Annotated in this window: 24 protein-coding genes; 10 read left to right on the top strand and 14 right to left on the bottom strand. The window is 63.9% G+C overall.

Annotated elements, in window-relative coordinates:
- The 6 genes from ACWGTI_RS12810 to ACWGTI_RS12785 are packed head-to-tail and all read right to left on the bottom strand — an operon-like array spanning position 1 to position 7137.
- On the bottom strand, positions 1-462 hold the full coding sequence (locus ACWGTI_RS12810; RefSeq protein ID WP_454587441.1) for a MarR family winged helix-turn-helix transcriptional regulator: 462 nt from the start codon (positions 460-462) through the stop codon (positions 1-3).
- Entirely contained in the window at positions 459-1043 is a 585-nt protein-coding gene (locus ACWGTI_RS12805; RefSeq protein ID WP_454587440.1) for an amino acid synthesis family protein, read from the bottom strand. Before ACWGTI_RS12805 ends, ACWGTI_RS12810 begins: the two co-directional genes overlap by 4 nt.
- Positions 1036-1920, bottom strand: coding sequence for a UPF0280 family protein (locus ACWGTI_RS12800; protein WP_454587439.1), 885 nt, complete (start codon positions 1918-1920; stop codon positions 1036-1038). Before ACWGTI_RS12800 ends, ACWGTI_RS12805 begins: the two co-directional genes overlap by 8 nt.
- Entirely contained in the window at positions 1920-3461 is a 1542-nt protein-coding gene (locus ACWGTI_RS12795) for a 6-hydroxynicotinate reductase (protein WP_454587438.1), read from the bottom strand. The genes ACWGTI_RS12800 and ACWGTI_RS12795 overlap by 1 nt, the downstream gene beginning before the upstream one ends.
- Positions 3458-6277: a molybdopterin-dependent oxidoreductase gene (locus ACWGTI_RS12790; RefSeq protein ID WP_454587437.1), complete on the bottom strand. Its 2820-nt coding sequence runs from the start codon at positions 6275-6277 to the stop codon at positions 3458-3460. Before ACWGTI_RS12790 ends, ACWGTI_RS12795 begins: the two co-directional genes overlap by 4 nt.
- The gene (locus ACWGTI_RS12785) at positions 6274-7137 is read right to left on the bottom strand and encodes an FAD binding domain-containing protein (RefSeq protein WP_454587436.1); all 864 of its coding nucleotides are present in this window, start codon (positions 7135-7137) and stop codon (positions 6274-6276) included. Before ACWGTI_RS12785 ends, ACWGTI_RS12790 begins: the two co-directional genes overlap by 4 nt.
- Positions 7138-7408: 271 nt before the next feature.
- On the opposite strand from ACWGTI_RS12785, the gene pncA reads away from it, so the two are divergent.
- The gene (gene pncA / locus ACWGTI_RS12780; protein WP_454575246.1) at positions 7409-8023 is read left to right on the top strand and encodes a bifunctional nicotinamidase/pyrazinamidase; all 615 of its coding nucleotides are present in this window, start codon (positions 7409-7411) and stop codon (positions 8021-8023) included.
- A 123-nt stretch (positions 8024-8146) separates the two neighbouring features.
- Positions 8147-9472: a sodium:proton antiporter gene (locus ACWGTI_RS12775; RefSeq protein WP_454587696.1), complete on the top strand. Its 1326-nt coding sequence runs from the start codon at positions 8147-8149 to the stop codon at positions 9470-9472.
- A gap of 53 nt (positions 9473-9525) precedes the next feature.
- On the opposite strand, the gene ACWGTI_RS12770 is transcribed toward ACWGTI_RS12775, so the two are convergent.
- The 8 genes from ACWGTI_RS12770 to gcvA all read right to left on the bottom strand — a co-directional run bounded on the left by ACWGTI_RS12770 (position 9526) and on the right by gcvA (position 18763).
- Complete coding sequence (locus tag ACWGTI_RS12770; RefSeq protein ID WP_454587435.1) at positions 9526-10251, bottom strand: ABC transporter ATP-binding protein; 726 nt, start codon at positions 10249-10251, stop codon at positions 9526-9528.
- Positions 10248-10973, bottom strand: a complete 726-nt coding sequence (locus ACWGTI_RS12765) for an ABC transporter ATP-binding protein (RefSeq protein WP_454587434.1) — start codon at positions 10971-10973, stop codon at positions 10248-10250. The genes ACWGTI_RS12770 and ACWGTI_RS12765 overlap by 4 nt, the downstream gene beginning before the upstream one ends.
- Entirely contained in the window at positions 10970-11932 is a 963-nt protein-coding gene (locus ACWGTI_RS12760) for a branched-chain amino acid ABC transporter permease (RefSeq protein WP_454587433.1), read from the bottom strand. Before ACWGTI_RS12760 ends, ACWGTI_RS12765 begins: the two co-directional genes overlap by 4 nt.
- On the bottom strand, positions 11929-12810 hold the full coding sequence (locus ACWGTI_RS12755; RefSeq protein ID WP_454587432.1) for a branched-chain amino acid ABC transporter permease: 882 nt from the start codon (positions 12808-12810) through the stop codon (positions 11929-11931). The genes ACWGTI_RS12760 and ACWGTI_RS12755 overlap by 4 nt, the downstream gene beginning before the upstream one ends.
- 291 nt (positions 12811-13101) lie before the next feature.
- A complete protein-coding gene (locus ACWGTI_RS12750; protein WP_454587431.1) occupies positions 13102-14406 on the bottom strand; it encodes an ABC transporter substrate-binding protein in 1305 nt (434 codons plus the stop codon).
- A gap of 255 nt (positions 14407-14661) precedes the next feature.
- Entirely contained in the window at positions 14662-16098 is a 1437-nt protein-coding gene (locus ACWGTI_RS12745) for a hypothetical protein (RefSeq protein ID WP_454587430.1), read from the bottom strand.
- A gap of 189 nt (positions 16099-16287) precedes the next feature.
- Positions 16288-17592, bottom strand: coding sequence for a nicotinate phosphoribosyltransferase (gene pncB / locus ACWGTI_RS12740; RefSeq protein WP_454575253.1), 1305 nt, complete (start codon positions 17590-17592; stop codon positions 16288-16290).
- A 196-nt stretch (positions 17593-17788) separates the two neighbouring features.
- Positions 17789-18763 carry a transcriptional regulator GcvA gene (gene gcvA, locus ACWGTI_RS12735; RefSeq protein ID WP_454587429.1) on the bottom strand — a complete coding sequence of 325 codons (975 nt, stop codon included), beginning with the start codon at positions 18761-18763 and terminating at the stop codon, positions 17789-17791.
- 207 nt (positions 18764-18970) lie between these two features.
- Here gcvA and speB point away from each other — a divergent pair, with 207 nt between their 5' ends.
- From speB to ACWGTI_RS12695, 8 genes are all read left to right on the top strand, one after another.
- Positions 18971-20032: an agmatinase gene (gene speB / locus ACWGTI_RS12730; RefSeq protein WP_454587428.1), complete on the top strand. Its 1062-nt coding sequence runs from the start codon at positions 18971-18973 to the stop codon at positions 20030-20032.
- A gap of 76 nt (positions 20033-20108) precedes the next feature.
- Entirely contained in the window at positions 20109-20909 is an 801-nt protein-coding gene (locus ACWGTI_RS12725) for a transporter substrate-binding domain-containing protein (RefSeq protein WP_454587427.1), read from the top strand.
- A gap of 6 nt (positions 20910-20915) precedes the next feature.
- Positions 20916-21572 carry an amino acid ABC transporter permease gene (locus ACWGTI_RS12720; RefSeq protein ID WP_454587426.1) on the top strand — a complete coding sequence of 219 codons (657 nt, stop codon included), beginning with the start codon at positions 20916-20918 and terminating at the stop codon, positions 21570-21572.
- Positions 21569-22216, top strand: a complete 648-nt coding sequence (locus ACWGTI_RS12715) for an amino acid ABC transporter permease (protein WP_454575258.1) — start codon at positions 21569-21571, stop codon at positions 22214-22216. Before ACWGTI_RS12720 ends, ACWGTI_RS12715 begins: the two co-directional genes overlap by 4 nt.
- A gap of 69 nt (positions 22217-22285) precedes the next feature.
- Positions 22286-23374: an ABC transporter substrate-binding protein gene (locus ACWGTI_RS12710; RefSeq protein WP_454587425.1), complete on the top strand. Its 1089-nt coding sequence runs from the start codon at positions 22286-22288 to the stop codon at positions 23372-23374.
- 179 nt (positions 23375-23553) lie between these two features.
- Positions 23554-24591 (top strand): ABC transporter ATP-binding protein, encoded by a 1038-nt coding sequence (locus tag ACWGTI_RS12705; RefSeq protein ID WP_454587424.1) that lies wholly within the window; start codon positions 23554-23556, stop codon positions 24589-24591.
- Positions 24588-25442 (top strand): ABC transporter permease, encoded by an 855-nt coding sequence (locus ACWGTI_RS12700; RefSeq protein ID WP_454587423.1) that lies wholly within the window; start codon positions 24588-24590, stop codon positions 25440-25442. The genes ACWGTI_RS12705 and ACWGTI_RS12700 overlap by 4 nt, the downstream gene beginning before the upstream one ends.
- Positions 25439-26242, top strand: coding sequence for an ABC transporter permease (locus ACWGTI_RS12695; RefSeq protein ID WP_454587422.1), 804 nt, complete (start codon positions 25439-25441; stop codon positions 26240-26242). The genes ACWGTI_RS12700 and ACWGTI_RS12695 overlap by 4 nt, the downstream gene beginning before the upstream one ends.
- Positions 26243-26285: the final 43 nt, after the last annotated feature.

The raw sequence follows: 26285 nt of genomic DNA, 5'->3' as shown, positions 1-26285 counted from the left end.
TTAGGCCAGTTTCGCCAGCAGGCGCATGAAGGTTGCCGCTTCCTTGGCGGTCAGCGGTGCCAGCGTTTCCTGAGTGATGGCGCGCGCCAGCGGGATCAGCCGCTCGATCGCCTCGCGTCCTTCCGGCGTCAGGTTGACCAGCAGCCGGCGCTTGTCGATCTCGTGCTTGGTGAGATCGACCAGACCGCGCGCCTTCAGCCGGTCGATGACACCCTTGACCGTCGCCGCATCCATGGCGATCAGCGTGCCCAATTGGTTCTGCGAGGTCTCGCCGACATCGTGCAGCTTGGCGAGCGCTGCAAATTGCGGCGGCGTCAGGTCGCCGATTTGCGATGCGAAGATCGAGACATGGCGCTGATGCGCCTTGCGCAGGATGAAGCCGACCTGCTCCTGCAGGCGGTAATCATGATCGTCTGGCTCGTCGGCCTCGACCAGCTTCAGAAGATTGTCGCCGCCGCTCATCGCAAGCCGTCCCAGGCCTTGATATCGCCAACCGCCAGGCCACCCATGCGGTCATGCACGCGCGGACCGCAGCTCATGGCGAGGCAGAACAGGATTTCGTCGGCACGCGGCCCGTCGCTGATGCCGACTTCCATGGCATCGAAATGACTGCGCACATAGGCGGCGTTGGTGTGACCGAGCGGCACGTCCAGCCGTGAGCCGAAGGCGCCGACCTTGGTTGCCGACGGCACGATCGCCTTGGCGTCGCCGAGCCGCTCGCGCATGGCGTAGCCGCCAGGCACATGCCACAGCGCGCCATGCTCGAGCTCACCCGCCGAACCGACGATGGTGCCCTTGCCGTAGGCGTCGATTTGTTTCACGTCGCCACCCAATGCGGCGATGAGCTTGTCGGTGAGCAGCAGGCCAAGCGGCTTCAGATCGTCCATGGCGCTCTGCAGTTCTTCCACGTAGCGGCCGGCAAACGGGTTCTTCACCAGCGCCACGGCCGCAGCGCGACGCCGCGGCGCGGCAGCGACCGGCCCGCCATCGTGAAAGATCTCCTCAGTCAAAACCGCGATCTTGCGGATCGGAAACTCAGGCATGGGCGACTTCCTTCCCTGGACTTTTGTTGGGCGCGGCAAGCGCCATGGAACCACTGATGCGGGTCTCACCGCCAAGAAACAGCGCCGATGCGTCAATCAGGCCGCGCCGGCGAAAATCTTCGGCGACAGCAAGGCCGCTGTCCAGCGCCCGCTCCACGTCGCCAAGCGCAAGCGTGCCGACGGCTTGTGTCACCAGCCGCGCGCCGAGATCGCTGTCTGGCGCAAGGTCGTGCGCTGGAGTGCGCTTGATGGCGGGATTGCCGGGCAGGTCGACGGCGTTGGCGATGAGCGTCGCCGCCGCGTCGGCCTCGGCGCCGCTGCGCGCAAGCACGGTGACGGCATCGGCAATGCCCAGCGAAAACGAACGGCCGCGCCAGCCGCTGGTGGCGACGCCGCGCACACCGTCTGCTGAGCCAATGGTGATGCGGTCGGCCATACCGTTGCCTGTGCCGGCGATCGCCAGGCTCATCGACTGGCCCTTGCCGATATGGAGAGCGCTGTCGCCGCCATTGTTGACATAGGCGCGGTCGAGCTTGCGGCCGGCAAGCAATGCGGCAAGCATTTCGTCGGCTACCGATCCTGCAACGGCGGCCATCGGCGTGATGAAGCATTCCGCGAGGGGCATGACGGCTGCTTCCATGCGCCGCGCCGTCGGCCCGGCGAAGCTGCGCGGCGCCAGGAAAAAGGCTGGCAGTCGCAATTCGGGAAGCTCCTCGACCAACTCGATCAGGATCGTCTGGAAGCGCGCGACGGCCTGGTCGTAGGCGGCACGACACTCATCCGCCTCGCCGAAGGCCTCGACGATCAGGTCGATCGGCCCGTGGTTGAGATGCAGCCGCTTGCCGTCCTGCAGCCACTGGACTTGCGGACCTTGCATCAGGCGGCCCCGTTCGAACCAGCACGGCGCAACTGCGCCAGCGGTGGCCACGGGTTCCGGGCCTCGACGCCTGTACCGCGGCGCGGGTTGAGGTATTCGCCACCCTTGGCGACAATATCCTCGACGCTGCGTATCTCGGCCTCGTAGCCGCCCAGCCTGACATAGTCGTCGCGGCGCAGCGTGAATTCGATCGGGGCCACCAAAGCGGGGGTCGGCACATAGCCGAACGCGCCTTCCGGCACCCGTGTGACATCGACCATCAGCGTGATGCCGCCGCCCGGCCAGACATAGACCGGCGCGCCGCCGACGGTCACGTAGGTCTTCAGGCCCTGGACGGAGCGGGTGAGGTTGACCGGGTTTTCGGTGACACCGGCGCGCAGCGATCCGCCGGCGCCGCCAATGAACAGCACCGTGCAGAGCGCCGGCTCGCAATTGTCCTCGATCAGCCCGACCGATTTCTGCAAGCGCTCGGGGAACGGCTTTTCGACCGGCTTCAATTCGTCGTCGAGTTCGTAATAGGCGAACTGTTCGCCGGTGGTCGACACCATCAGCAGCGACAGGCCGGGACGCGCGCCCTTCTTGGCGTTCCACTCGCCAAGGATCGACAGCGGGTCGGAAATCGAGGTGCCGCCCCAGCCGAGGCCGGGCTCGGAAACCTTGAAATAGCGGCCTGGCGTCGACCGGCGGCCGATGATCTTGATGCCGGTATCCTGCCAGCCAAGCACCTTGCCGGCCTGATGCTCTGACACGACGCCTGTGATGTGATCGTCGACCACCACCACCTCGTCGACCAGGCCACGCCACTGTGTGGCGAACATGCCGATGGTGGCCGAGCCGCAGCCGACGCGCATGCGGTGTTCCTGCTTGCCGTCGATGACAGGTGGTTTGCCGGCTTCGACGATAATGGTGGCGCCGCCGTCAATGGTCAGTTCGACCGGCTTGCGGTTGCACAGATTGAGCATCGCGTCACAGGTTGCCCGGCCTTCGGCCTTGGAGCCGCCGGTGAGATGATGCACGCCGCCCAGCGACAGCATCTGCGAGCCATATTCGCCTGTCGTGACATGGCCGATCGCCTCGCCTTGCGAGCGCACGATTGCCGTCTCCGGGCCGAGATGGCGGTCGGTGTCGATCTTCACCTTGACGCCGCAATAGGAGAAGATGCCCTCGGTAACCACCGTCACAAGATCGACGCCCTCGACCTCCTGGCTGACGATAAACGGCGCCGGCTTGTAGTCGGGATAGGTGGTGCCAGCGCCTATTGCGGTGACGAAGCGGCGGCCGGTGTTGACGAGCTCGCCATCCCATTGCTCGCCTTCGGCGGTGAAGGGAACCATTGCGGCGCCAGTCTCGGCTGCGTGGTCGAGAATGGTCAGCGGGTCCATGCGCACGATACGGCCGCCGACATTGCCGTAGCGGTCGCAGGCGCCGGTGCGGCCATCCGCGATATAACACATCACCGGACAGGCATCGCAGCGGATCTTTTCCGCCACCTGCTTCTCGCCGGGGTCGTGGGTTTCGAAGCGTTCGGCAAGCTCGCTCATGGGCGTGCCTCCTTGTCGCGGATGCCATTTTTTTGACGGATGCCAGCGCGGATGCGCGTCGGCGTCGCCGGAACCTTGGTGATGAGAACGCCGGTGGCGTGGCGGATGGCATTGAGGATGGCGGGTGCGGTCGGGATCAGCACATGCTCACCCAGGCCCTTGGCGCCGAACGGTCCCTCGGGATCGGGAACCTCGATCAATATGTGCTCGATCTCAGGCACGTCGCCGATGGTCGGGATGAGATAGTCGTGCAAATTCTCGGTGCGGCCGGGGATGTATTCCTCCATCAGCGCCATGCCGATGCCTTGCGCGATGCCGCCTTCGATCTGGCCTTCGACCAGCAGCGGGTTGATCGCCTTGCCGACATCGTGCGCGGCGGTGATTTTCAGCAGCTTGACGGTGCCGAGCTTGAGATCGACCTCCAACTCGGCGATCTGCGCGCCATAGCCGTAGACGGCGTAAGGCTTGCCCTGGCCCTTGGCGTCGAGCGGCAGCGTCGGTGGATCATAGGTCTCCTCGGCACGGAAGACAAAACCGTCAGCATCGACATCGAGGGCGGCGAGATCGATGCGGCGGGTGGCTTCGCCTTCGCGGATGACGATCGCCGGGCCATCCAGTTGCAGGGCCGCGTTCTCCGAGACATTGGCAAAGCGCAGGATTTTTTCGCGCAAGGTGCGGCCGGCCTTTTCGGCCGCCTTGCCGGTCACAAAAGTCTGGCGCGAAGCCGATGTTTTGCCGGCGTCGGGGCTGATCGCGGTGTCGGCGCCCTTCAGCCGGAATCTTTCCAGCGGCAAGCCGAGCGCGTCGGCGCAGATCTGGGTGATGACAGTGTTGGAACCCTGGCCGATATCGACGGCGCCCTGATGCAGGATGATGTCACCCGTTGGCGAGATACCGACCCTTATGGTCGACGGGTTGGGCAGCGAGGTGTTGCCGCAGCCATACCAGCACGACGCGATGCCGACGCCGCGCTTTTTGCTCGTATTGGAGGAATTGAATGTATCTGCGTCGGCCGTCGCGCGAGCCCAATGCGGCCGCAGCGAGTCAAGGCACTCGAAAATACCGACGCCCGACTCCAGCCTCTGCCCGGTAACCGTTTCGGAGCCGTTCCGAAGGCAGTTTTTCAAGCGGAAATCGAGCCGATCCATGCCCAGTTTGCCGGCGAGCTCGTCATAGAGCGTCTCCTGCATGATCGTCGCCTGCGGCACTCCGAAACCGCGGAAGGCGCCGGATATCGGCCCGTGAGTGTGGATGGCGCGGCCTTCGGCCCGGTAATTCGGCGTCGCATAGGGGCCGGACGCATGCACCGGCACACGGTTGGCGACGGTCGGCCCCCAGCTGGCATAAGCGCCGGTGTTGAAGTCACCTGCGAAAACCATGCCGGTGATATGGCCGTCGGCACCGGCGCCGATCGTCGCCTTCATCTCGGCGGGATGGCGTTTTGTGGTCGACATCATGGATTCGTTGCGGGTGTAGGCAAGCGCCGCCGGCCGGCCCGTCTTCAGCGCCACAAGCCCGATCAGCGGCTGCAGCGAGACGTCGAGCTTGGAGCCGAAACCGCCGCCGGTGGCGGTTGGCACGATGCGCACCTTCTCGACAGGCAGGCCGAGCACTTTCGCCGTGTCGTCGCGGTCCATATAGGGCGCCTGGGTGCAGGCGACGACGACCAGCGTGTCGCCATCCATATAGGCATGGCCGGCTTCCGGCTCGATGTAGGCGTGCTCGACATAGGAGGTGTCGATGGCGCCGGACGCGGTGACGGCAGCGGCGGCAAGAGCCGCCTCAGGATCGCCGCGCTCAACAAAGCCCTTGGTCAAAAGATTGGCCGGGCGGTTGGCATGGATCAGCGCCGCACCGTCGCCCTGCGCTTCGCCGGGCTGCAAAAGATGCGGCAGTTCGGTCCAGTGGACCGGGAAATCCGACAAATCGAGATCGAGCATCGCCTCGCGCTCGCCGGCGACCAGCGCCACAGCCTCACCGCGCAGGCGCGCAAACCCTTCGGCCAGCGCTGGCTGATCGGCGAACGGGCCGATGACGCCAAAGCAGTTCTTGCCCGGAATATCGGCGGCGGTGAAGACGCCTTCAATGCCGGGATGTCTTTTTGCCCAACCTTCCAGATCGCCGAAGGTGAAGCTGGCGTGATAATGCGGCGAACGGACCACCAGCACGGCCAGCGCATCGGCGGGGAAGGAATCGCCGCCGAACTTCTCGCCACCGGTGACTTTTGGCACGCCGTCGAGCCTAACCGGCGACGAGCCGATCGCATGACCCGACTGCGGCATGCGGAAATCCAGACTTGCTGCCTGCAAGGAGGCATCCATCACTGCCGCGATGATCTTTCTGTAGCCGGTGCAGCGGCAGAGGATGCCGCCGAGCGCATCCTGCACCTCGACCTCCGTCGGGTTCGGCGTTGTCTCCAGCAGCGCCGTTCCCGCGACCAGCAGCGCCGGCGTGCAGATGCCGCATTGCGCCGCCCCATGCGCCAGGAATGACGCCTGCAGCGCCGACAACCGGCCATTGGCAAGGCCCTCGACGGTCGTCACCGATGTTCCGGCGGCGGAGGCCACCGGCATCAGGCAGGCGCAGACGGCTTCGCCGTCGACCAGCACCGTGCAGGCGCCGCAGTCACCAGCGTCGCAGCCGACCTTGGTGCCGGTCAGCTGCAATTCGTCGCGCAAAACCTGCGACAGCCGGCGCAGCGGCGGCACATTGACCGAAACGGCGGCGCCATTGACCGCGAAAGCGATGTCGGCGCGCTCGAGGCCGAAAGCCGGCACGAGGTCGGGCAGAACTTCCTCAGACCGAGCTTGGCTCATGCCGCCACCATGCTGTTGTCGTCCGTGAGGCCACAGGCCTGCAGCACGGCGCGGGCGACGATTTCGCGCGCCGCATCGAGCCGGTATTCGGCGCTGCCGCGCACATCGGCGATCGGCGACAGCTCGGCCATCGGCGCGGACAGGACCGTGTCGGCGAGTGTCTGGAGGGCAGGCCTGCCGCGCAGCGCAGCTTCGACATCGGAGAGCCGCTTGGCGACTGCGGAACAGGAGCCGACAGCGACGGCTGCTTCCGCGACAATGCCGTTGTCGATGACGAGGCGCGCCGCCACCATGGCGATGGAGATGACGAGGTAACGCCGCGCGCCGAGCTTGACGAAAGCGGAGGCACCGGCGGCCGCATGCTTGGGGATGCGGATGGCGGTGACCATTTCGCCGGGCAGCAAGGCCGTGCGTCGGTTGCCGAGAATGAAATCTGGCAAGGGCAGATAGCGTGTTGCGGCCGCCGAGCGCAGTTCGACCTCGGCGTCCAGCACCAGCAGACCCGGCACGCCGTCGGCGGCCGGCGAGGCGTTGCAGAGGTTGCCGGCGATGGAGGCGACATTCTGGATCTGCACGGAGCCGACTTCGCGCGCGGCCTGCTTCAGCGCATCGAACGCCGCCGGCAAGGGATGGCGGACGAGGTCGGTCCAAGTGGTGCGGGCGCCCAAAACCCAATGTGTCTCGGTCTCGGCGATGCCACGCAGCGAGGCCAGTCCGTTGATGTCGAGAACATCATCGCGGAACGGTTTGGCGCCTTGCGCCGGATAGAAATCGGTGCCGCCGGCAAGAACGCGCCAGGCGCCCTCGCCCAGAAGAGCGAGCGCCTCGTCGAGCGTGGTGGGTTTCGCGTAACGGATCACGCTTTACCTTCCTAAAAGTGGGCCTTCCCAAAATGGGGTCTTCCCTAGACACCGCCAGTATTCGGTCTGGCCAAATTCATTCGTATGCAAATGATATCAAGCTGGAGGGAATTGTCAAAGCCGGAGTTTGAGGGAAGCTGGCCGCCACGCATTTGTTATGCGGCCGGAGGTTGACGCAGGCCGCCATCTGGTCAAGTTTCTGCATCCGGTCGCATCCGCGGCGTTTTTCACTCGAATCCCCGCTCGAGACGACGAAAAGAGGAGAGGCGCCATGGCCGACGAAGCGCTTGTTGTCATCGACCTGCAGAACGACTTCTGCCCCGGCGGCGCGCTGGCGGTTGCCGGCGGCGACGAAATCGTGCCGCTGGTCAACGATCTGATCCGGCACGCCGAGCATGTCGTGCTGACGCAGGACTGGCACCCGGCCGGACATTCAAGCTTTGCCTCCAGCCATCCGGGGGCGCAGCCTTTCAGCGCGATCGAGATGCCTTATGGGCCGCAGACGCTGTGGCCCGACCATTGCATTCAGGGCAGCCTTGGTTCCGACTTCCATTCGGGACTCGCCTGGACCAAGACCGAACTGGTGATCCGCAAGGGATTTCGCCCTGACATCGACAGCTACTCCGCCTTCTTCGAGAACGACCACAAGACATCGACCGGACTCGCCGGCTACCTCAAGGAGCGCGGCATCGATACTGTGACCCTGGTCGGCCTGGCGACCGACTTCTGCGTCGCCTTTTCGGCGCTCGACGCGGTAAAGCAGGGTTTCAAGACGACGGTGCGCCTCGATGCCTGCCGCGGCATCGATCTTAACGGCTCGGTCGAGGCGATGCTGAAGCGCATGCGAGACGCGGGTGTGAGGCTCGAAGACAAGACCTCGGCCTAGATCGTGAGGCATCGGGAGAGCTCCATACAATCGCCGGTAGTTTTGGCGGCCTTGACGGTCGCCATTTTGGTTTTTCCCGGACTGGCGCTTGCGGCTGAGAGCCACGAACTGCCTGGCGCTTCTATGTCGCTGTGGTGGGGGCTGCCGTTTGCCGGCCTGCTATTGTCGATCGCCACGGGACCGCTGCTGTTCCACCACGTCTGGGAACATCATTACGGCAAGATCGCCGCAGGCTGGGCGGTGCTGGTGGTGGTGCCGCTGATGGTTGCCTTCGGCATGCCTTCGGCGTCCGAGGCGGTGCTGCACACGCTGCTCACCGAATACATGTCGTTCATCATCCTTTTGTTTGCCCTCTACACCATTTCGGGCGGCATCCTTGTTGCCGGCAACATCCATGGCACGCCGCTGGTCAATGCCGGCTTGCTGCTTGTCGGGGCGATGCTAGCCTCGGTGATCGGCACGACCGGTGCCTCGATGATCCTGATCCGGCCGATGCTGCGCGCCAATGACAACCGGCCGTTCAACGCCCATGTCGTCATCTTCTTCATTTTTCTTGTCTCCAACATCGGCGGCTCGCTGACGCCCTTGGGCGACCCGCCATTGTTCGTCGGCTTCCTGCGCGGCGTCGACTTCTTCTGGACGACGACGAACCTCTGGCGCGAGACGCTGTTTACCGGCGGCCTTGTGCTGCTTGTCTTCGTGGCCATCGATATCATTCTGCATCGCCGCGAAGAGGGTGCGCCAAAGATCAAGGATCCGACGCCGGATACGAAGGTGCGGATTCGCGGCCTGGCCAACCTGCCGCTGCTGGCCGGCGTCATCGGCGCGATCCTATTGTCGGCGGCCTGGAAGCCGGGCATCAGCTTTTCCCCGGTGGGCGTGACCCTCGAGCTGCAGAACCTGGTGCGCGACGCAATCATCCTGGCGCTGGCTTTCCTGTCTCTGGCTGTCTCGCGCAAGGAGAACCGTCATGCCAATGGCTTCATCTGGGGCCCGATCGCCGAAGTGGCGAAACTGTTTGCGGGCATCTTCATCTGCATCGTGCCGGTCATCGCCATCCTTCGGGCCGGCCATGACGGGGCGCTGGCGCCGCTGGTCGGACTGGTCACCTCGCCGTCGGGTCAGCCCAATGATCTCGCTTATTTCTGGCTGACCGGCGGGCTGTCGTCCTTCCTTGACAATGCGCCGACCTATCTGGTGTTCTTCGAACTTGCCGGCGGCGATCCCAGCCATCTGATGACGGAGTTCGTCTCGACGCTGGCGGCGATTTCCGCCGGCGCCGTGTTCATGGGCGCCAACACCTATATCGGCAATGCGCCCAACTTCATGGTCTACGCCATCGCCAGGCATCGCGGCGTGAAAATGCCGGGCTTCTTCGGCTATATGGCGTGGTCGGGCCTGGTGCTGATCCCGACGTTTTTGATAGCGGGATTTCTTTTCTTTAGCTGAAGCGGCGCTGCGCCTTACCTCCCCTTGTGGGCCCACAAGGGGGAGGGTAGAGCTCAGCCGACCCCAACATACCGCCTGACCGCCGACGGATCGGCCCGCAGTTCCTCTACATCGACGGTCTCGCGGTTGCGGCCGTTTTCGATGAAACAGACGCGGTCGGCGACCGACAGCACGGCATCGACGCGCTGCTCGACCAGGATGGTGGAGACACCCAGCTCCCGCAGCTGCACCACCGTCTCGCGGATTTTGGCGATCATTGACGGCATCAGGCCTTCGGTCGGCTCGTCGAGCAATAGCACCTGCGGCTCGATGCACAGCGCCCGCGCCATGGCCAGCATCTGCTGCTCGCCGCCCGACAGCGTGCCGGAGCGCTGCCGCAGCCGCTGGCGCAGCAATGGAAAAAGGTCGAGGACGTTTTCCCGCACGACCTTGCCCTTGCCACGAGTCATCAGGCCGATTTCGATGTTTTCGGCGACCGTCATCTCAGCGAACAGACGCCTGCCCTGCGGCACATAGGCGACGCCGGCTTTCGGCACGTCATGCGCCGGCAGGACCGTCAATTCCTTGCCGGCGAGCTGGATCGAGCCGGCTACCGCCGGCACCAGTCCCATGATCGCCTTCAGCGTCGTCGTCTTGCCGGCGCCGTTACGACCGAACAGGCACAGCACCTCGCCCTTGTTGAGCACAAGGTCGAGGCCGTAGAGCACTTGCACCTCGCCGTAGAAGCAGTCGAGCCCGGAGATGGTCAACACGCTTGTCCCTGTGACTGCTCCGGTCATGGCGCCGTCCCCAGATAGGCTTCCTGCACCTGCGTGTTGGCGCGGACCTGCTCGGGCGTGCCTTCGGCCAGGATCCTGCCGGCGTTGAAGACGGTGATGCGATCGGCCAGCTGCATGACGACCGGCATGTTGTGCTCGATCAAAAGCACGGTGGCGCTTTTGGCGATCTCGCGGACCAGCTCGATGAAATTGTCGATCTCGCTGTCGGCCAAGCCTTGCGTCGGCTCGTCGAGGATCAGGAGCCGCGGCTTCAGCGCCAGGCCCATCGCCACTTCGAGCAGGCGCTGATGGCCGTAGGAGAGCTGGCCGGCCGGCATATGGGCGCGGTCGGCAAGGCCGGTGCGCTCGAGCGCGGCCATGACGCCGGTGCGCACCGCACCCTTCGAGCGCCCGTCGGTCAGCGTGCGCTGCACCGGCAGCGCGACATTGTCGTAGGCGGAGAGGTTGGCGAAGACGCTGGTGATCTGGAATGTGTAGGCAATGCCCTGGCGCACCCGGAGATAGGCCGGCTGGCTGGTGATGTCGGCCCCGTCGAAGAGGATCATGCCGGCGGATGGCTGGATGCGGCCGCTGATCAGGCTGACGAAGGTGGTTTTCCCGGCTCCGTTGGGGCCGATGACGGCGCGGATCTCGCCCGGCATCAGCTGGAAGTCGACACCGTCGACGGCGCGCAGGCCGCCGAAATTGCGCGCCAGGTTCTTTGTCGTCAGCAGCGGCATCATGGCAGCCACCCGAGCCAGCGCTGGCGGATGGTGCCCAAAATGCCTTTGGGGAAAAACAGTACCAGGAGGATGAGTGCGATGCCGACGATCAACAGGTAGGCGGAGGTGTAGCCGCTGGCGACGTCGATAACATAGTACATGAACACCGTGCCGATCAGGGCGCCAAGCGTCGTGGCGGCGCCGCCGAGCAACACCCAAAGCAGCGGCAAGATCGAATACTGCACCGAAGCGAAGCTCGAGCCGACATAGCCGAACAGCAGCGCATAGACGGCACCGGACGCTGCGCAGATGGCGCCGGAAACGACGACGGCGATGAGCTTGTTCGAGAAAGTGTCGTAGCCGAGCATTTTCGTGCGCTCCTCGTTTTCGCGCACGGCGACCAGAACGCGGCCGTAGCGGGAGCGGACGATGGCGAGCGTGATGAGCAGCACCACCGAGAACAGCGCCAGCGCGCTCATGTAGCGCACGGTCGGGTTGGTGAGGTCGAGCGATGTCGCGCCGAGGTTCAGAACCCGCGCCGGCTGCGGCACCACCAGGCCCTGGTCACCGCCGGTCCAGGCGGCGAAGTAGAGAATCGTGAGGTAGAAGACCTGCGCGAACATCATGGTGACGATCATGAAGGCAACGCCCGTAGTGCGCAGCGCCAGCAGGCCGATTACCAGCGCCAGCAACGCGCCACAGGCGATGCCGGCGAGGAAGGCCAAAGGCACGCTCCAGCCGAGATGGATGACGGCAAGACCTGCGCCATAGAGCCCGGCGGCAAAGAACATGGCGTGGCCGAGGCTGAGCAGGCCGACATAGCCGAACAGCATGTTGTAGCCCATGGCGAACGCCGCCAGCACCATGATGCGGGCGATAAGGCCGTGATGATAGTCGGGCAGGACGAAACTCAGTGCGAAGAGCAGCGCGATGACGCCGAGGTGGAGTGCATAGGCTTTTGCCGGCGAAGCTTCGCTCATCTCGGCGCCTGCCCGAACAGGCCTTGCGGCCGGAACACCAGCACCATGGCGACCAGCAGCGTGGCGATGATCTTGGCCAAGGTCGGCGAGAAGAACACCGAGATGATGCCGTCGGAGAGGCCGATCAGCACGGCGGCGACGACCGTGCCGCGCAGCGAGCCGAGGCCGCCGATGATGACGACGATGAAGGATAAGAGCAGCGGGTCCTGTCCCATCAGGTAGTGCGCCTGGCTGATCGGCACGATCAGCACGGCGGCGATAGCCGCCAGCATGGCGCCGAGGGCGAACACGCCGGCATAGACGCGGTCGACCGGAATGCCGAAGGCCTGCGCCGTCTCGCTGTCATACTGGGTGGCGCGCATGATGAGGCCGATCTTCGTGCGCGTCAGCACCAGCCATGTGGCGACCAGCAGGAGCGCCGAAGCGACGATGATCGACAGTTTGTAGCCGGAATAGCCGAACCAGGGCAAAAGGATGCGGTAGCTGAAGGGCGACTCCACCGGCCGCGCCTCCGGCCCGTAGAAGCTCAGCGCCAGCTGCTGAATGATGTAGAGCATGCCGATGGTGGCGACGATGGTGGCTTCCGGATTGTAATTGAGCCGGCGCAGCACCAGCCTTTCTGCCCCCAGCGCTATGGCGCCGACAATCAGCGGCGCGATCACCAATGCCGCTAGGAAGCCGACCGTGGGATGGCCGGGGATGGCCGTCGAGATTGCCCAGGCGAGCACCGCGCCGAGCATAAAGAACTCACCATGGGCGACATTGACGACGCGCATGACGCCGAACACCAGCGACAGGCCCAGCGCCGTCAGCGCCAGTACGGCGGAGGTGACGAGGCCTTCGAGCGCGGCGAGGAGGAGATGGGGTCCAAAATGCATGGGCTACACGCTGGTCGGTGCCAAGTGCACCCCTGCCGGGCTCGGCCCTTCGCTATCGCTCCGGGCGTTCGTCGCTCGGAAAGCCAAGCAATTGGCTTTCCGTCCGCTTCGCGGACCGCTCCTCACCCCCCGCATGGGGGGAGATTGGCAGTACGTGTGGCAGCGCCTTTTTGACGACGACTTTGGCGATTGGCGAAACCCTGGGCGACCTCCAATCTCCCCCCTTGCGGGGGAGATGGCCGGCAGGACAGAGGGGGGTGGCTGGGCTCCCACGTTACAGGCGAGCAAAACCTACAGCGCCTGCGTCGTGTAATCCCCTTCGGCCTCGTAAAGCCCATCCTCGATCTTGGTCTTGTGGACGACCGTCAGCTTGCCGCCTTCGACCTTGGAGATGTTCTGGATGCCGAAGCACTGGTGGATCTTGCCGTTGAAGGTCTTCGGTCCCTGCGGATGCTCCGGCCCTTCGGCGAATTCGGTCAGCGCCTCGGTCGCCTCGACCAGCTTGGCGCGGTCTTCCGGACCCTTGTAGCCGGCGTCTTCCATCGCCTTCTTGACGACGTAGAGCGTTTCCCAGCAGCCGAACATGTGCGAGGCGGTGGAGACGTCCTTGGGGTCGCCGACGGCCGCACCATTGTCGTCGATGCCGACGGCGGCGCGATAGGCCTTCTGCGCGGCGCTGTCGTCCGCCTGCGCGTAGCGCGGCGAGCCTTCCCAGAAATGGCTGCCGTCGAGGAATTCCAGCCCGGGGCTGTTGATGTCGGTGGCTTCGAGCGAATCCATGAAGCCGAAGAGTTGCGGCCGGTTCGAGCCGTAGAACTCGCCGAGTTCCTTGACGAAGGTCAGCACGGCCGGACCGACCATGACGTGGTAGATCACCTCGGTCTCGGCCGGGATCTGCGGAAAATATTTGGTGAAGGAAGATTCCGTCGGCGGGATGGCGATCTGGGCGATGACCTCGGCGCCTTGCGCCTTCAACGCCGGCGGCAGGTAGTCGCGGTGGTCGTAGCCGAAGGCGAAGTCGGGGAAGATCTGCGTCACCTTCTTGCCGGCATTGGCCGCGATCCACGGCGCCATAGACTGGATCTGGCTCTTCACGTCGGTGATGCCGGGCTGGAAGACGTAGCGGTTCAACTTGGTCGAGGCGACATGGTGGCCTTCACTGACGACGAAATAGGGAATCTTGTTTTCACCTGCGGCCGGCGCGGAGCCGATCACGACATGCGAGAACAGCGTGCCGAAGACGATGTCGGTCTTGTGCTGGGTGGCGAACTTGCCGACCACTTCGGCTCCGCGGCCGGGATCGGTGCCGTCATCCTCGATCACCAGTTCGACCGGGCGGCCGTTGATGCCGCCGGCATCGTTGATCGCCTTGACCGCGGCCGCACTGGTCTTTTCGTACCAGCGGCCATAGGCGGCACCGATGCCGGTGCGGTGCGACTGGAACCCGATCTTGATCGGCGCCGAGCTCTGCGCCTGCGAGTAACGAACGAAGCCCGGCGCGAGCGTCAGGCCGGCCCCGGCAGCGAGACCTTTTAGCGCCGTACGGCGGCTAAGCGTGCTTTTGGAGAGATCGAAAAACCCATTCTTGTCAGTCACGGCAGTTCCCCTGTTTTCGAGTTTTGACTGTCTGTAACGAGGCAAGGCCACTCCCTTGTGGGAGGGGCAGAAATCGCATGTATACAAACTAAATCATCAAAGCCTCGACGTGGCAAGCGGGCTTTCCGCATCCAGCGCCGCGCGTCCATCAGGACGCGCAAAGGACGCTGGAGCATTTTTTGCTTTGCGCATGATCCTTTCCGAAAATCGAACCCGATTTTCGGGGTCATGCGCTGGCACGCCGGTCACCTTTTGTCATCCGGCAGTCGGCGTGGCAAGCAACCAGAGACCGAAGATGGTGTAAGCGACCATCAGCACGGTGAGCGGCAATTGACTGAGTGCGGCGCGCGATGGAACCGGGTGCAGCCGCCAGGCCAGACCATGGGCGACGAGCACCGCCAAACTATGGCCGGCGATGATGATGCCGGCCTGCACATTCCACAGCCACCAGGCGGAGCCGGCGCCGGCGACGATGCCGGCTTCGATCCGCATGTCGGCGGTGCCGAACAGGTTCCAGCCCAGTCCTAACGGGTCGGATAAAGCAGCCACCGCATACTGGCCGTCGACCAGCAGCGCCGTCAGATAATGCGCGACATGATAGGCGAGCGCGATCGGCACGATCGACCAGACCAGCAGTCCTGCCGCCTCGCCAAGTGCATGCCCGCTGCCGGCAAGGCGCTGGCCGAGGATGACGGCCAGCATGAATGCAGCCGCCAGCAGCACGAAAGTGAGCACGAGGCCGAAGCTGCCGATGCCGATCAGCGCGGTGCGGCCGGGATACTCCAGCGGATTGATGCCGAACAGACCGAGCCAGAAGAAGGTTTTCGACAGTCCGTCGAAGGAGACAGACGATAGGCTGAGCAGCAGGAAAGCGATGCCGCTGGCCGGCAGAGGCACGGCGGCGAGCAGTTTCGCGCCCGGCCAGCAAAGGTTGAGGCGGCCTTCTTCACCTCGCTCGACAGGCGCAAAGCGCGCCACCATGCTGAAGAACACCGTCAGGAATTCGCCGCGTTGGCTCCAGCCGGGATAGCCGAAGGCGAGCATGGCGATGAAGGTGAAAAGCCAATAGAGGCCAGCGGCATAGGCCAGCCGTGCCGGGTCATCGGGCGCCGGATCGATCAGTTCGAACCAGGCAAAGGTGAAGAACAGGATGACGGCCGGCCAGCTACCGAGCCATGCAGGCAAACGCGATTTCGGCACCTCGGCATCGCGCTGACCAAGCAGGCGGGTCACGATCCGCCATGGGCCGTACCAGGGGTTCAGCCAGGACCAGAGACCGCCAAGCAGACCTTGCAGGAGGACGAGACCGACCCAGAGCAGTGTCCATACGACAAGAGGGAGCGGATTGGAGAGAGGGTCGCGGCTGCCGAACAGGCCAGCGGCGATGAGCGTTGCGAAGCCGGCAAAGGAGAGCAGGCTGACGACTGTGCGGGGGGCTGCGCTGAACGTGAAAAGTTCCAGGCGACGGCGCCAGAAACGGTCGAGGGCGCCGGGTGGCAGCAGGGCGAGGACGAGGAAGCTGACGGCAACGGCGACAGCGCCGCCGGCGATGTAGTAGCCGGTGGGGAGGAGGAGGACGTGGCCGCGATCGGAGGCATGGGCGAAAGCGGAGGTGGGGAGGAGGAAAAATGAACAGGCGGCGTAGGTCAGCCGGCCGCGATCCTTCACACCCCCCTCTGTCCTGCCGGACATCTCCCCCGCAAGGGGGGAGATTGGATTTCGCTTAGGCTTTCGCCGATTTTCAACGGCGAAGAAAGAGGCGCGGCGCCCGACGCCGCCAATCTCCCCCCTTGCGGGGGAGATGTCCGGCAGGACAGAGGGGGGTGGGCGGGAACTCAACTTATCCGGATTTCCATTTGCCTGGCGAAATGATCCGCCATCTCAAACCTTGACCAGTTGCCTCACCCGATCTTTCGCCCCGAAAATCCGCAAATACCGTTCGATCTCCTCGGGGTCGCCCGTCGCTTTGGCCGGATTGTCCGACAGCTTGACCGCCGGCCTGCCATTGGCCTCGGTGACCTTGCAGACCAGCGATATCGCATCGAGGCTGTTGGTCTCGGTCGGCGCGCAGCCTTCGAAGTCGTTGGTGAGGTTGGTGCCCCAGCCGAAGGACATGCGCACCTTGCCCTGGAAGTGCTTGTAGGTCTCCTCGATGGTCTCGACCTCGAGCCCGTCGGAGAAGATCAGCAGCTTCTGCCTGGGGTCCTTGCCCTTCTCGCGCCACCAGTCGATGATTTTTTCACCGCCTTCGATCGGCGGCGCGCTGTCGGGCCGGAAGCCGGTCCAGTCGGCAACCCAGTCCGGCGCATCGCGCAGGAAGGATGCGGTGCCGAAGGCGTCAGGCAGCACGATCAAGAGGTTGCCGCCGTAATAGCGCTGCCAGTCCTGCAGCACTTTATAGGGCGATTGCTTCAATTCCTTTTCGGTCTTGGCAAGCGCCGCAAACACCATCGGCAGTTCATGCGCGTTGGTGCCGAGCGCTTCGAGGTCGTTGTCCATGGCCAGCAGCACGTTGGAGGTGCCGGTGAAGGCCTCGCCGATGCCTTCCTTGAGCGCCTCGACGCACCAGCGCTGCCACAGGAAGGAGTGCCGACGGCGGGTGCCGAAATCAGAGATGCGGATGCCGGGCAGCGCCTTCAGCCGCTCCGTCTTGGCCCACATCTTGGCCTTGGCGCGGGCATAGAGCACGTCGAGCGCAAACGGGCCGAAGGCGCGCATCGCCGCGCGGGAACGAAGCTCATTGATGATGGCCAGCGCCGGGATTTCCCACAGGGTAGTGTACATCCAGGGGCCGCTGAAGGAGAGCTCGTACTGGCCGTCGCGTTTGGACAGCTCGTATTCGGGCAGCCGGAAACCTTCCAGCCAGGCGAGGAATTCCGGCTCGAATATCTGCTTGCGGCCATAGAAATTGTTACCGCCGAGCCAGATCATCTCCTTCTTGGAGAAGCGCAGCGTGCGGGCATGGTCGAGCTGGTCGCGCAGTTCGCCTTCGTCGATCTCATCGGCAAGGCGCACCGAGGTGGTGCGGTTGATCAGCGAGAAGGTGGTGTCGACCTTGGGATACATCCCCCAGATCATCTGCAGCATCAGCAGCTTGTAGAAATCGGTGTCGAGCAGGCTTCGGACGATCGGATCCAGCTTCCAGGTGTGGTTGTAGACGCGCCGCGCTATATCGGTCTTTGCCATGTCTGTTGCCGCCTTCGCTGCTGGCTCTAGCTTTTGTCTTACGCAATTCCGGACGGAAAACCGCTAGGCACTTTTCCTGGAATTGCTCTTGGCCAAATGCCTCTTAGCATTGAATTTTTGAACGCGCTTCCCGCTTTCCGGGCTGGCCCGACAAAAAGAGGACGCTGCGGCAGTATTGTTGTGGTGCTTACGGCTCTTAGGATGCGGCCTTGGCGCCAATCACTTTCAGCGCCGGGCGCTTCCTGCGGATGCCGATGCGGCCGGCCACCGGCGCATCGGCGCGGCTGTCGGCCTGTTCCTTCTCGGCGAACAGCCAGTCGATGAACAATTGCACGATCGGCGCCGAGCGCATCTCGTTGCGGCAAACGACATAGAAATCGTCGACCGCCGGCACCGACAGGCTGAAGGGCGCCACCAACAGGCCCCTGGCGAGCAGCATGCTGGCGGTGACGGAATCGCCAAGCGCCACGCCATGGCCATGCACCGCGGCCTCGATAGCCGTGCGCGCATCGCCGAGATGGTGACGGCGGCCACGTTCGAGATCCAGCCCGTCGGCGGCGGCCAGCCAGGTGTGCCATTCGCGGCCGTCATCGCCATGCAGGATGACGTGGTCGGCAAGATCCCGGCAGATGCGGATCGGCCGGTTGTTGATCAGCGTCGGGCTGACCACCGGGAACAGTTCGAGGCCCGACCATTTGCGCATCCAACAGTCGGTCCAGCTGCCGTCGCCATAGAGCACGCAGACATCGACCTGCGGGGCGCGAATATCCTTGGGGTCGTTGGAAGGGATCAGCGTCAGCCTGATGTCGGGATATTGCGCCATGAAGCTGCCGAGCCTCGGCGTCATCCACAGAAGCAGCAGGGCCGGCACGCAGGAGACCGACAGCGTGCCGGCGCTGGCCGGCCTGGTCATGCGCTGGGTGGCGGCGGCGATGCCGTCGAACGCGGTCGACACCGCCGGCAGCAGTTCGGCGCCGTGCGGTGTCAACTTTACCCGCTGTCCGGTGCGCTCGAACAGCTTGACGCCGAGTGATTGCTCGAGCGCCTTGATCTGGTGGCTTATCGCGCCATGGGTGACATTGAGCTCGGCCGCCGCCTTGGTCAGCGAGGCGTGCCGCGCCGTCGCCTCGAAGGCACGCAGAGGATTCAGGGGCGGTAGACGCTTGGCCATGAGTAACCGGATACTCTGTGAGATTTTCTCACAATCAACACCGTAACAATATCAATTGATTTTTCAATGCGGCTGCCGGACACTTTGGCAGGTCAACAGCATCAATGACGTGAAATCTGCAGGCAGCCAGCGGGACAGCGACCCGGCCGGATGACGGTCAGTTCGCAAACGCTGCCGCATGCACAAGCCCGGCAGGAGGAGACCGACATGGGTTACGATCGTGGCAAGCTCGACGCGTTGCGCCGCAAATATGGCGAGAGCCATGGCGGCGAGATGTTCGACCCTAAATTCCGCAAGGTTGCCGACAAGATCTTCTCCAAGAGCGGCACCAGGCTGGCGCCCTATTCCGGCATCCCCACCTTCCTCGCCGCACCCTACCGCGAAGTCGCTGCCGACAATCCGGATTTCGGCGATTTGCAGGTGGCGATCATCGGCGTGCCGATGGATCTCGGCGTCACCAACCGTCCCGGTTCACGCTTTGGACCGAGGGCGTTGCGCGCCATCGAGCGCATCGGCCCCTACAATCATGTGCTGGAATGCGCGCCGACGCATGAGCTGCGAGTCGCCGACATCGGCGATACGCCGTTCCGCAGCCGCTACCGGCTGGAGATCAGCCACGAAGACATTGAGAAGCGCACCAACCAGATCGTCGATGCCGGCGTGCTGCCGCTCTCGGTCGGCGGCGACCACTCGATCAGCCACCCGATCCTGAAGGCGGTCGGTAAGAAGGCGCCGGTCGGCATGATCCATATCGACGCCCATTGCGACACCAGCGGGCTGTTCGACATGACCAAGTTCCACCATGGCGGCCCGTTCCGCAACGCGGTGCTGGACGGCGTGCTCGACCCGACCCGCACCATCCAGATCGGCATCAGAGGCTCGGCCGAATATCTGTGGGAGTTCACCTACGAATCCGGCATGACGGTCGTGCATGCCGAAGAGGTGACCGGGCTCGGCATCCCCGCCATCATCGAGAAGGCGCGCAAGATTGTCGGCGACGGCCCGACCTACATCTCGTTCGATGTCGACAGCGTCGATCCGGCCTTTGCGCCGGGCACCGGCACACCGGAAGTCGGCGGCCTGACGACACGTGAGGTGCTTGAACTGCTGCGCGGCTTCAAGGGCCTCAACATTGTCGGCGGCGACGTCGTCGAGGTGGCGCCGCAATATGACGCCACCACCAACACCGCCCATGTCGGCGCGCAGGTCCTGTTCGAGATCCTGAGCCTGATGGTGTTCAGCCCCGCCATTACGAGCAAGGGGGCCTGACTTCAATCGCAAGGCGGCCGCCGCGCTGGAGCCGGCGGCCGTTTCAAACAAACAAGCATCCAGAAGGGGAATACCAATGACACTCCACATGAAACTCAAATCTTCCGTAGCCGCCGCGCTGATGCTCGCCGGCCTCGGCCTCGCCTCCCAGGCTCATGCCGACGCCGTCGACGACATCACCAAGGCCGGCGCTATCAATGTCGGCATCTTCTCCGACTTCCCGCCCTTCTCCTCGGCCAGCGCCGATATGAGCATCAAGGGCTATGACGTGGACGTGGCGCAGGCAATCGCCGATGCCTTGAAAGTGAAGCTCAACCTGGTCAGCGTCACCGGTCAGAACCGCATCCCCTATCTCACCGACAAGCGCGTCGATATCCTGATGAGCGTCGGCTATTCCAAGGAGCGTGAGGAGGTGATCGATTTCGCCGCCGCCTATGCGCCCTATTACATCGCCGTAATCGGTCCGGCAGCGCTCTCGGTCAAAGGCAAGGAAGACCTTGCCGACAAGTCGATCGCCGTCAACCGCGGCACGCTGGAGGATACGTCGCTGACCGAAGCTGCGCCGGCATCGGCCGACATCAAGCGCTTCGACAACTACAACTCCGTCATCCAGGCCTTCATCTCCGGCCAGACCCAGCTGATGGTGGTGGGCAACGACGTCGGCGCCCAGGTGTTGGCCAAGCAGGATGCGCTGAAGCCGGAGCAGAAGTTCCAGCTTTTAACCTCGCCCTCGCATATCGGCCTCAACAAAAAAGAGGACCGGCTGAAGACGGCGGTCAATGATGCGGTCGCCAAGATGCTTGCCGACGGCAAGCTCGACGAGAGCTCGAAGGCCTGGCTGAAGACGCCGCTCAATCCCGACAACCTCAAGGATTGAGTTTCCGTGGCCTTTGCCTGGCTTCCAGCTGCTCTGGGCGACATCACGCGCGGCGCGCTCACGACGATCCTATTGATCGTCGTGACCACGCTCGTGGGTACGCTGCTGAGCATCCTGGGCGCTGCCGGTCGGCGCAACGGCCCGGTATTCGTGAAGCGCGCCATCGCGGTCTATGTCGAGGTGATGCGCAACACGCCTTTCCTGGTGCAGCTGTTCTTCATCTTCTTCGGTCTGCCCAGCCTCGGCATAAGGCTCGATCCGATCCTGGCCGCCATGCTGGCAATGACGCTCAACATGGCGGCCTACACGATTGAAATTGTCGGCGCCGGCCTCGATGCCGTGCCCGGCGGACAGACGGAAGCCGCTCTTTCACTGGGGCTTCGGCCACGACAGGTGTTCATCAAGATCGTGCTGCCGCAGGCGCTGAAGGTGATCTATCCGGCGCTCACCAGCCAGATCGTCATCATGATGCTGGAATCAGCCGTGGTTTCGCAGATCGCCGTGCGCGAACTGACCTATGAGGCCGACATGCTGCAGGCACGCACCTTCCGTTCCTTCGAGACCTATTTCATCGTGACGTTGGTCTATCTCTTGATGTCGATGGCCTTGCGCCGGCTGCTGGTCACAGGCGGGCGCCGCGTCTTGGGGGCCGGCGTGTCATGATCGAATTCACCTTCTGGGATATCGTGCGCAACCTTGTGCTCGCCGCGCGCTGGACGGTGCTGTTGTCGCTCGCCGCCTTCGTCGGCGGGGCGCTGGTCGGGCTGATCGTGCTGTTCTTCCGCATCGCTCAGAATAAATGGAGCCGGCGCATCGCTTCCGGCTACATCGCGCTGTTCCAGGGCACGCCGCTGTTGATGCAGCTGTTCCTGATGTTCTTCGGCCTGCCGATGCTGGGCCTGCGCATCGAGCCGTGGACGGCAGCCGTGCTCGGCCTCACCTTCTTCGCCAGCGCCTATCTGGCCGAGATCTGGCGCAGCGGCGTCGATGCGCTGCCGCGCGGGCAGTGGGATGCCGGCGCCAGCCTCGGCCTGCACCGCCTGCAGGAGCTCAGGCTGATCATCCTGCCGCAGGCGTTCTCGATCACGAGGGCGCCCATCGTCGGCTTCCTGGTGCAATTGATCAAATCGACGGCGCTGACCTCGATCATCGGCTTCGAGGAGCTCGTCAGGACCTCCAACGCCATCAACAACGCCACCTTCGAACCGTTCAAGGTCTACGGGCTGGTGGCGCTGATCTTCTTCGTCATGTGCTTTCCACTGACGCAATACGCCCGTACGCTCGAACAACGAGCGGCGGCCCACTGACGCCCAAGCGGCGACAGTCGTGTGAAGGGAACCTGCCGGAAAGGCCGGCATCAACTGAGGAGAAATCGGATGAACAGACTGATCGGAAAATCCATGACACGGCGCGGCGTGCTTGGCGCGGGCCTCGCAACAGCCGGCGTGCTTGCCATGCCGTCCATCCTGCGGGCGCAGGACAAGTCGCTGAAGGTCGGCGTCTATGGCGGCTATTTCAAGAAATCCTTCGACGAGAACGTCTTCCCCGACTTCACCAAGGCCACCGGCATTGCGGTGGAATCGGTCGCCGAGCCGACCGGCGAAGCCTGGCTGGTGCAGTTGGAACAGGCGGCCAAGGCCGGTCAGGCGCCGGCCGACCTTTCGATGATGTCGCAGACTTCTACGCTGAAGGGCCAGTCGACGGAATTGTGGACGCCGCTCGATACGTCCAAGTTCAAGCACTATGGCGACCTGCTACCGCGCTTCATCAACAAATATCCGGATGGCCGCGTCGCCGGCATCGGCGCCGTCGCCTGGTGGATCACGCTGGTCTCCAACACCGACGTCTACAAGGACGCGCCGACATCGTGGGATGCGCTGTGGGACAAGGCCAATGAAGACAAGCTCGGTCTTTTGGCGCTTGCCTCCAACTCGTTCCTGCTCGAAGTGACGGCCAAGACGTTCATGGGCGGCACCAACGCCCTCGACACCGAGGACGGGCTGAACAAGGCGTTCGAGAAGCTCGCCGAGCTCAAGCCGAATGTGCGCCTGTGGTATCGCGACGAGGCGCAGTTCGAGCAGGCGCTGAAATCGGGCGAAATCCCGATGGGCCAGTATTATCACGACGTCACCGGGCTCGCGGCCGCCGATGGCTTCCATGTCCGCTCGACCTTCCCGAAGGAAGGCGGCATCCAGGATTCCGGCAATTGGGTGCTGTCGCGCGCCTCGACCAAGGTCGACGAGGCGCATGCCTTCATCGATTATATGAGCCAGCCGTCGATGCAGGGCGTCATGTCGCGCAAGGTCGGCACCACGCCGACCTTGAAGAAAGAGGTGCTCGACCTCAAGCCGGAAGAGTTCGCCTCGGTGTCGTCGGACATCGATCCGATCATCCCGCGCTACGACCTCTATACGTCGAAGGCTGACTGGATCAACCAGAAGTGGACCGAGCTGATCGTAGGCTGAGCCGTTCGATTCGCTTGAAAACTGACTGGCCGCCGGATTTCTTCCGGCGGCCACGTTAGAAGCAGTTCACCGTTTCATGGAAACGGCGGCCTACTTCCTGCTTTTTAGCAATTTCGGACGGAAAACCGCTACACACTTTTCCTGGAATTGCTCCAGTGCACTGCCTGAGAGGGATGAGCATGTCCGGACTAGACATCAACGCCATCACCAAGACATTCGGCAATTTCGCCGCCGTCGACAATGTCCAGCTCAACGTTCCGCATGGCACGTTCGTGTGCCTGCTCGGCCCGTCGGGTTGCGGCAAGACCACGCTGCTGCGCATGATTGCCGGGCTGGAGGAGCCGACCAGCGGCGCCATCGTGCTCGACGGCGAGGACATCACGCCGCTGCCGACGCACAAGCGCAATCTCGGCATGGTGTTCCAGTCGCTGGCGCTGTTTCCGCATCTCTCCGTCGGCGACAACATCGCCTATGCGCTGCGCATTCGCGGCGCCTCGAAGGAGGAGCAGAAGAAACGCGTCGACGAGCTACTGAGCCTGATCCATCTGCCCGGCTTTGCCGACCGTCCGGTGGCAAAGCTGTCGGGCGGCCAGCGCCAGCGCGTGGCGATTGCGCGGGCACTCGCCCTGTCGCCGAAACTATTCCTGCTCGACGAGCCGCTGTCGGCGCTCGACGCCAAGCTGCGCGAGGCCATGCAGGTGGAACTGCGCCAGTTGCAGCAGCGGCTCGGCATCACCACCATCGTCGTCACCCACGACCAGCGCGAGGCCATGACCATGGCCGACCTCGTCGTCGTCATGGGCCATGGCAGAATCCTGCAGGCGGCGCCGCCGATCGAGATCTACCGCAAGCCGGCCGACGCCTTCGTCGCCGACTTTATCGGCATCACCAATCTGCTGCCGGCCGAAGTCGACAGCACCGGGCGCACCACCATTTTGGGCACCGCCATTCCGGGCCTTGCCATGCCGGCGGGTCAGACCAAGGCTTCGGTGTCAGTCCGCCCCGAGGACGTGCATCTGGGCAGCCCCGGCGGCTCGGCCATTACCGGCGAGGTCAGTTTCGTGCGCGATCTCGGCGGCACCATCGAGACCTTTGTCGATGTTGGCGGCACCAGCATCATTGCGGTGACGACGCCGCGCGAGCGGCATGACGTGCCGGTCGGCGCCAAGGTTGGCGTCACGCTGCCGCCGGCCAGTTGCGTGGTGCTTGGGGCATGAGACGCGAAGCTCCGAAGTCGGTAGCCGACTACACGCCGCTGTTCTTTCCGGCGCTGATGCTGATCGTTTTCTTCGTCGTGCCGTTCTCGACGATGATCGCGGTGAGCTTTTTCAAACGCAATCCTTCCGGCTTCTACACGCCGGATTTCGTGTTCGACAATTACGCCCGGTTCCTGTCGGTGTTCTTCGGCGGCGTGCTCGGCTTTTCGCTGATGCTGGCGGTGCTGGTCGCCGTCTGCTGCGTCACTATTGCCTTCCCGTTCACCTATCTTTTGACCCGCCGGCCGCGCCGCGTGCAGACGCTGTGGCTGGTCGGCCTGTTGTCGGTGCTGTCGCTGTCGGAAGTCATCATCGGCTTTGCCTGGTCGACACTGTTTTCGCGCACCGCCGGAATCACCAACCTGTTCGTGGCGATCGGGTTGATGGACAAGCCGGTGGCGCTGCTGCCGACCTTCGGCGCAGTGCTGACCGGCATGGTCTACCAGGCGCTGCCCTACACCATCCTGGTGCTCTACCCCGCTCTCGTGCGCCTCGACCCTACGCTGCTCGAGGCCGCGCGCACGCTCGGCGCCTCGCCGGTGCGGGCCTTCTTCAACGTCGTCGCGCCGGCGCTGCGCAACACCATCGTGGCGACGCTGATCATGGTCTTCGTCTTTGCCCTCGGTTCCTACCTGCTGCCGCAGATCCTTGGGCGGCCGCAACACTGGACGCTGTCGGTGCTAATCACCGACCAGGCGATCTACCAGTCCAACATGCCGTTCGCCGCGGCAATGGCCGTGTTCCTGGTGCTGATCTCGCTGGCGCTGGTTGGACTGACGCTGCTCGTCGGACGCCGGGAGAATGCACTATGACCGCGACCTTGCTGCGCCGTGTCTATTTCACCGTCATTGCGCTGTTTCTAGCGGCGCCGCTGATCGTCGTCGCCGGCGTGTCGGTCAACTCGCGGCAGGAGCTCACCTTCCCGCCGATCGGCTTCTCGTTCGGCTGGTATGCGCAAATCTTCACTGACCCGGAATGGCGGCTGGCGCTGGTCCATTCGGTGACGCTGGCCGTCTGCTCGGCGGCGATTGCCGTTGCAGTCGCGCTGCCGCTGGCCTGGTTCCTGTGGCGGCGCATCGCGCCATGGGCAAACATCTTTCAGGTGCTGGGGCTGGCGCCCTTCATCCTGCCGCCTGTCATCACCGCGCTCGGCTTCCTCTCCTTCTGGGCGACGGTCGGGCTGTTCGGCCAGTTCTTCACCGCCATCATCAGCCACGCCATCTTCTTCGTGACGCTGCCGCTGGTGACGTTGTCGCTGGGCTTTGCCTCGATCGACCGCTCGCTGGTCGAGGCCGCGGCCACCATGGGCGCCGACGACCGCACGGTGCTGAAGACCGTGGTGCTGCCTCTGATCCTGCCCTATCTCGTCTCCGGCTATGCCTTTGCCTTCGTGCTGTCGCTCAACGAATACATCGTCGCCTATATGACGATCGGTTTCACCACCGAGACGCTGCCGATCAAGATCTTCAACGCACTGCGCTATGGCTACACGCCGACCATGGCCGCTGTGTCGGTGTTCTTCGTTGCGGTTGCGGCATTGGTGTTCGGCTCGATCGCCAGGTTCGGCGATATACGCCGGCTGCTCGGCGCGATGTCGTCGGACGGCAACTGAGCGCATCTGTGCAATAGCAACCGGCCGCGTGCATCGACAGACA

This window comes from Mesorhizobium sp. ArgA1 (genome assembly GCF_053714375.1).
Note: the sequence above shows the minus strand (reverse complement) of the source record. Positions and strands in the feature narration are given on the sequence as shown.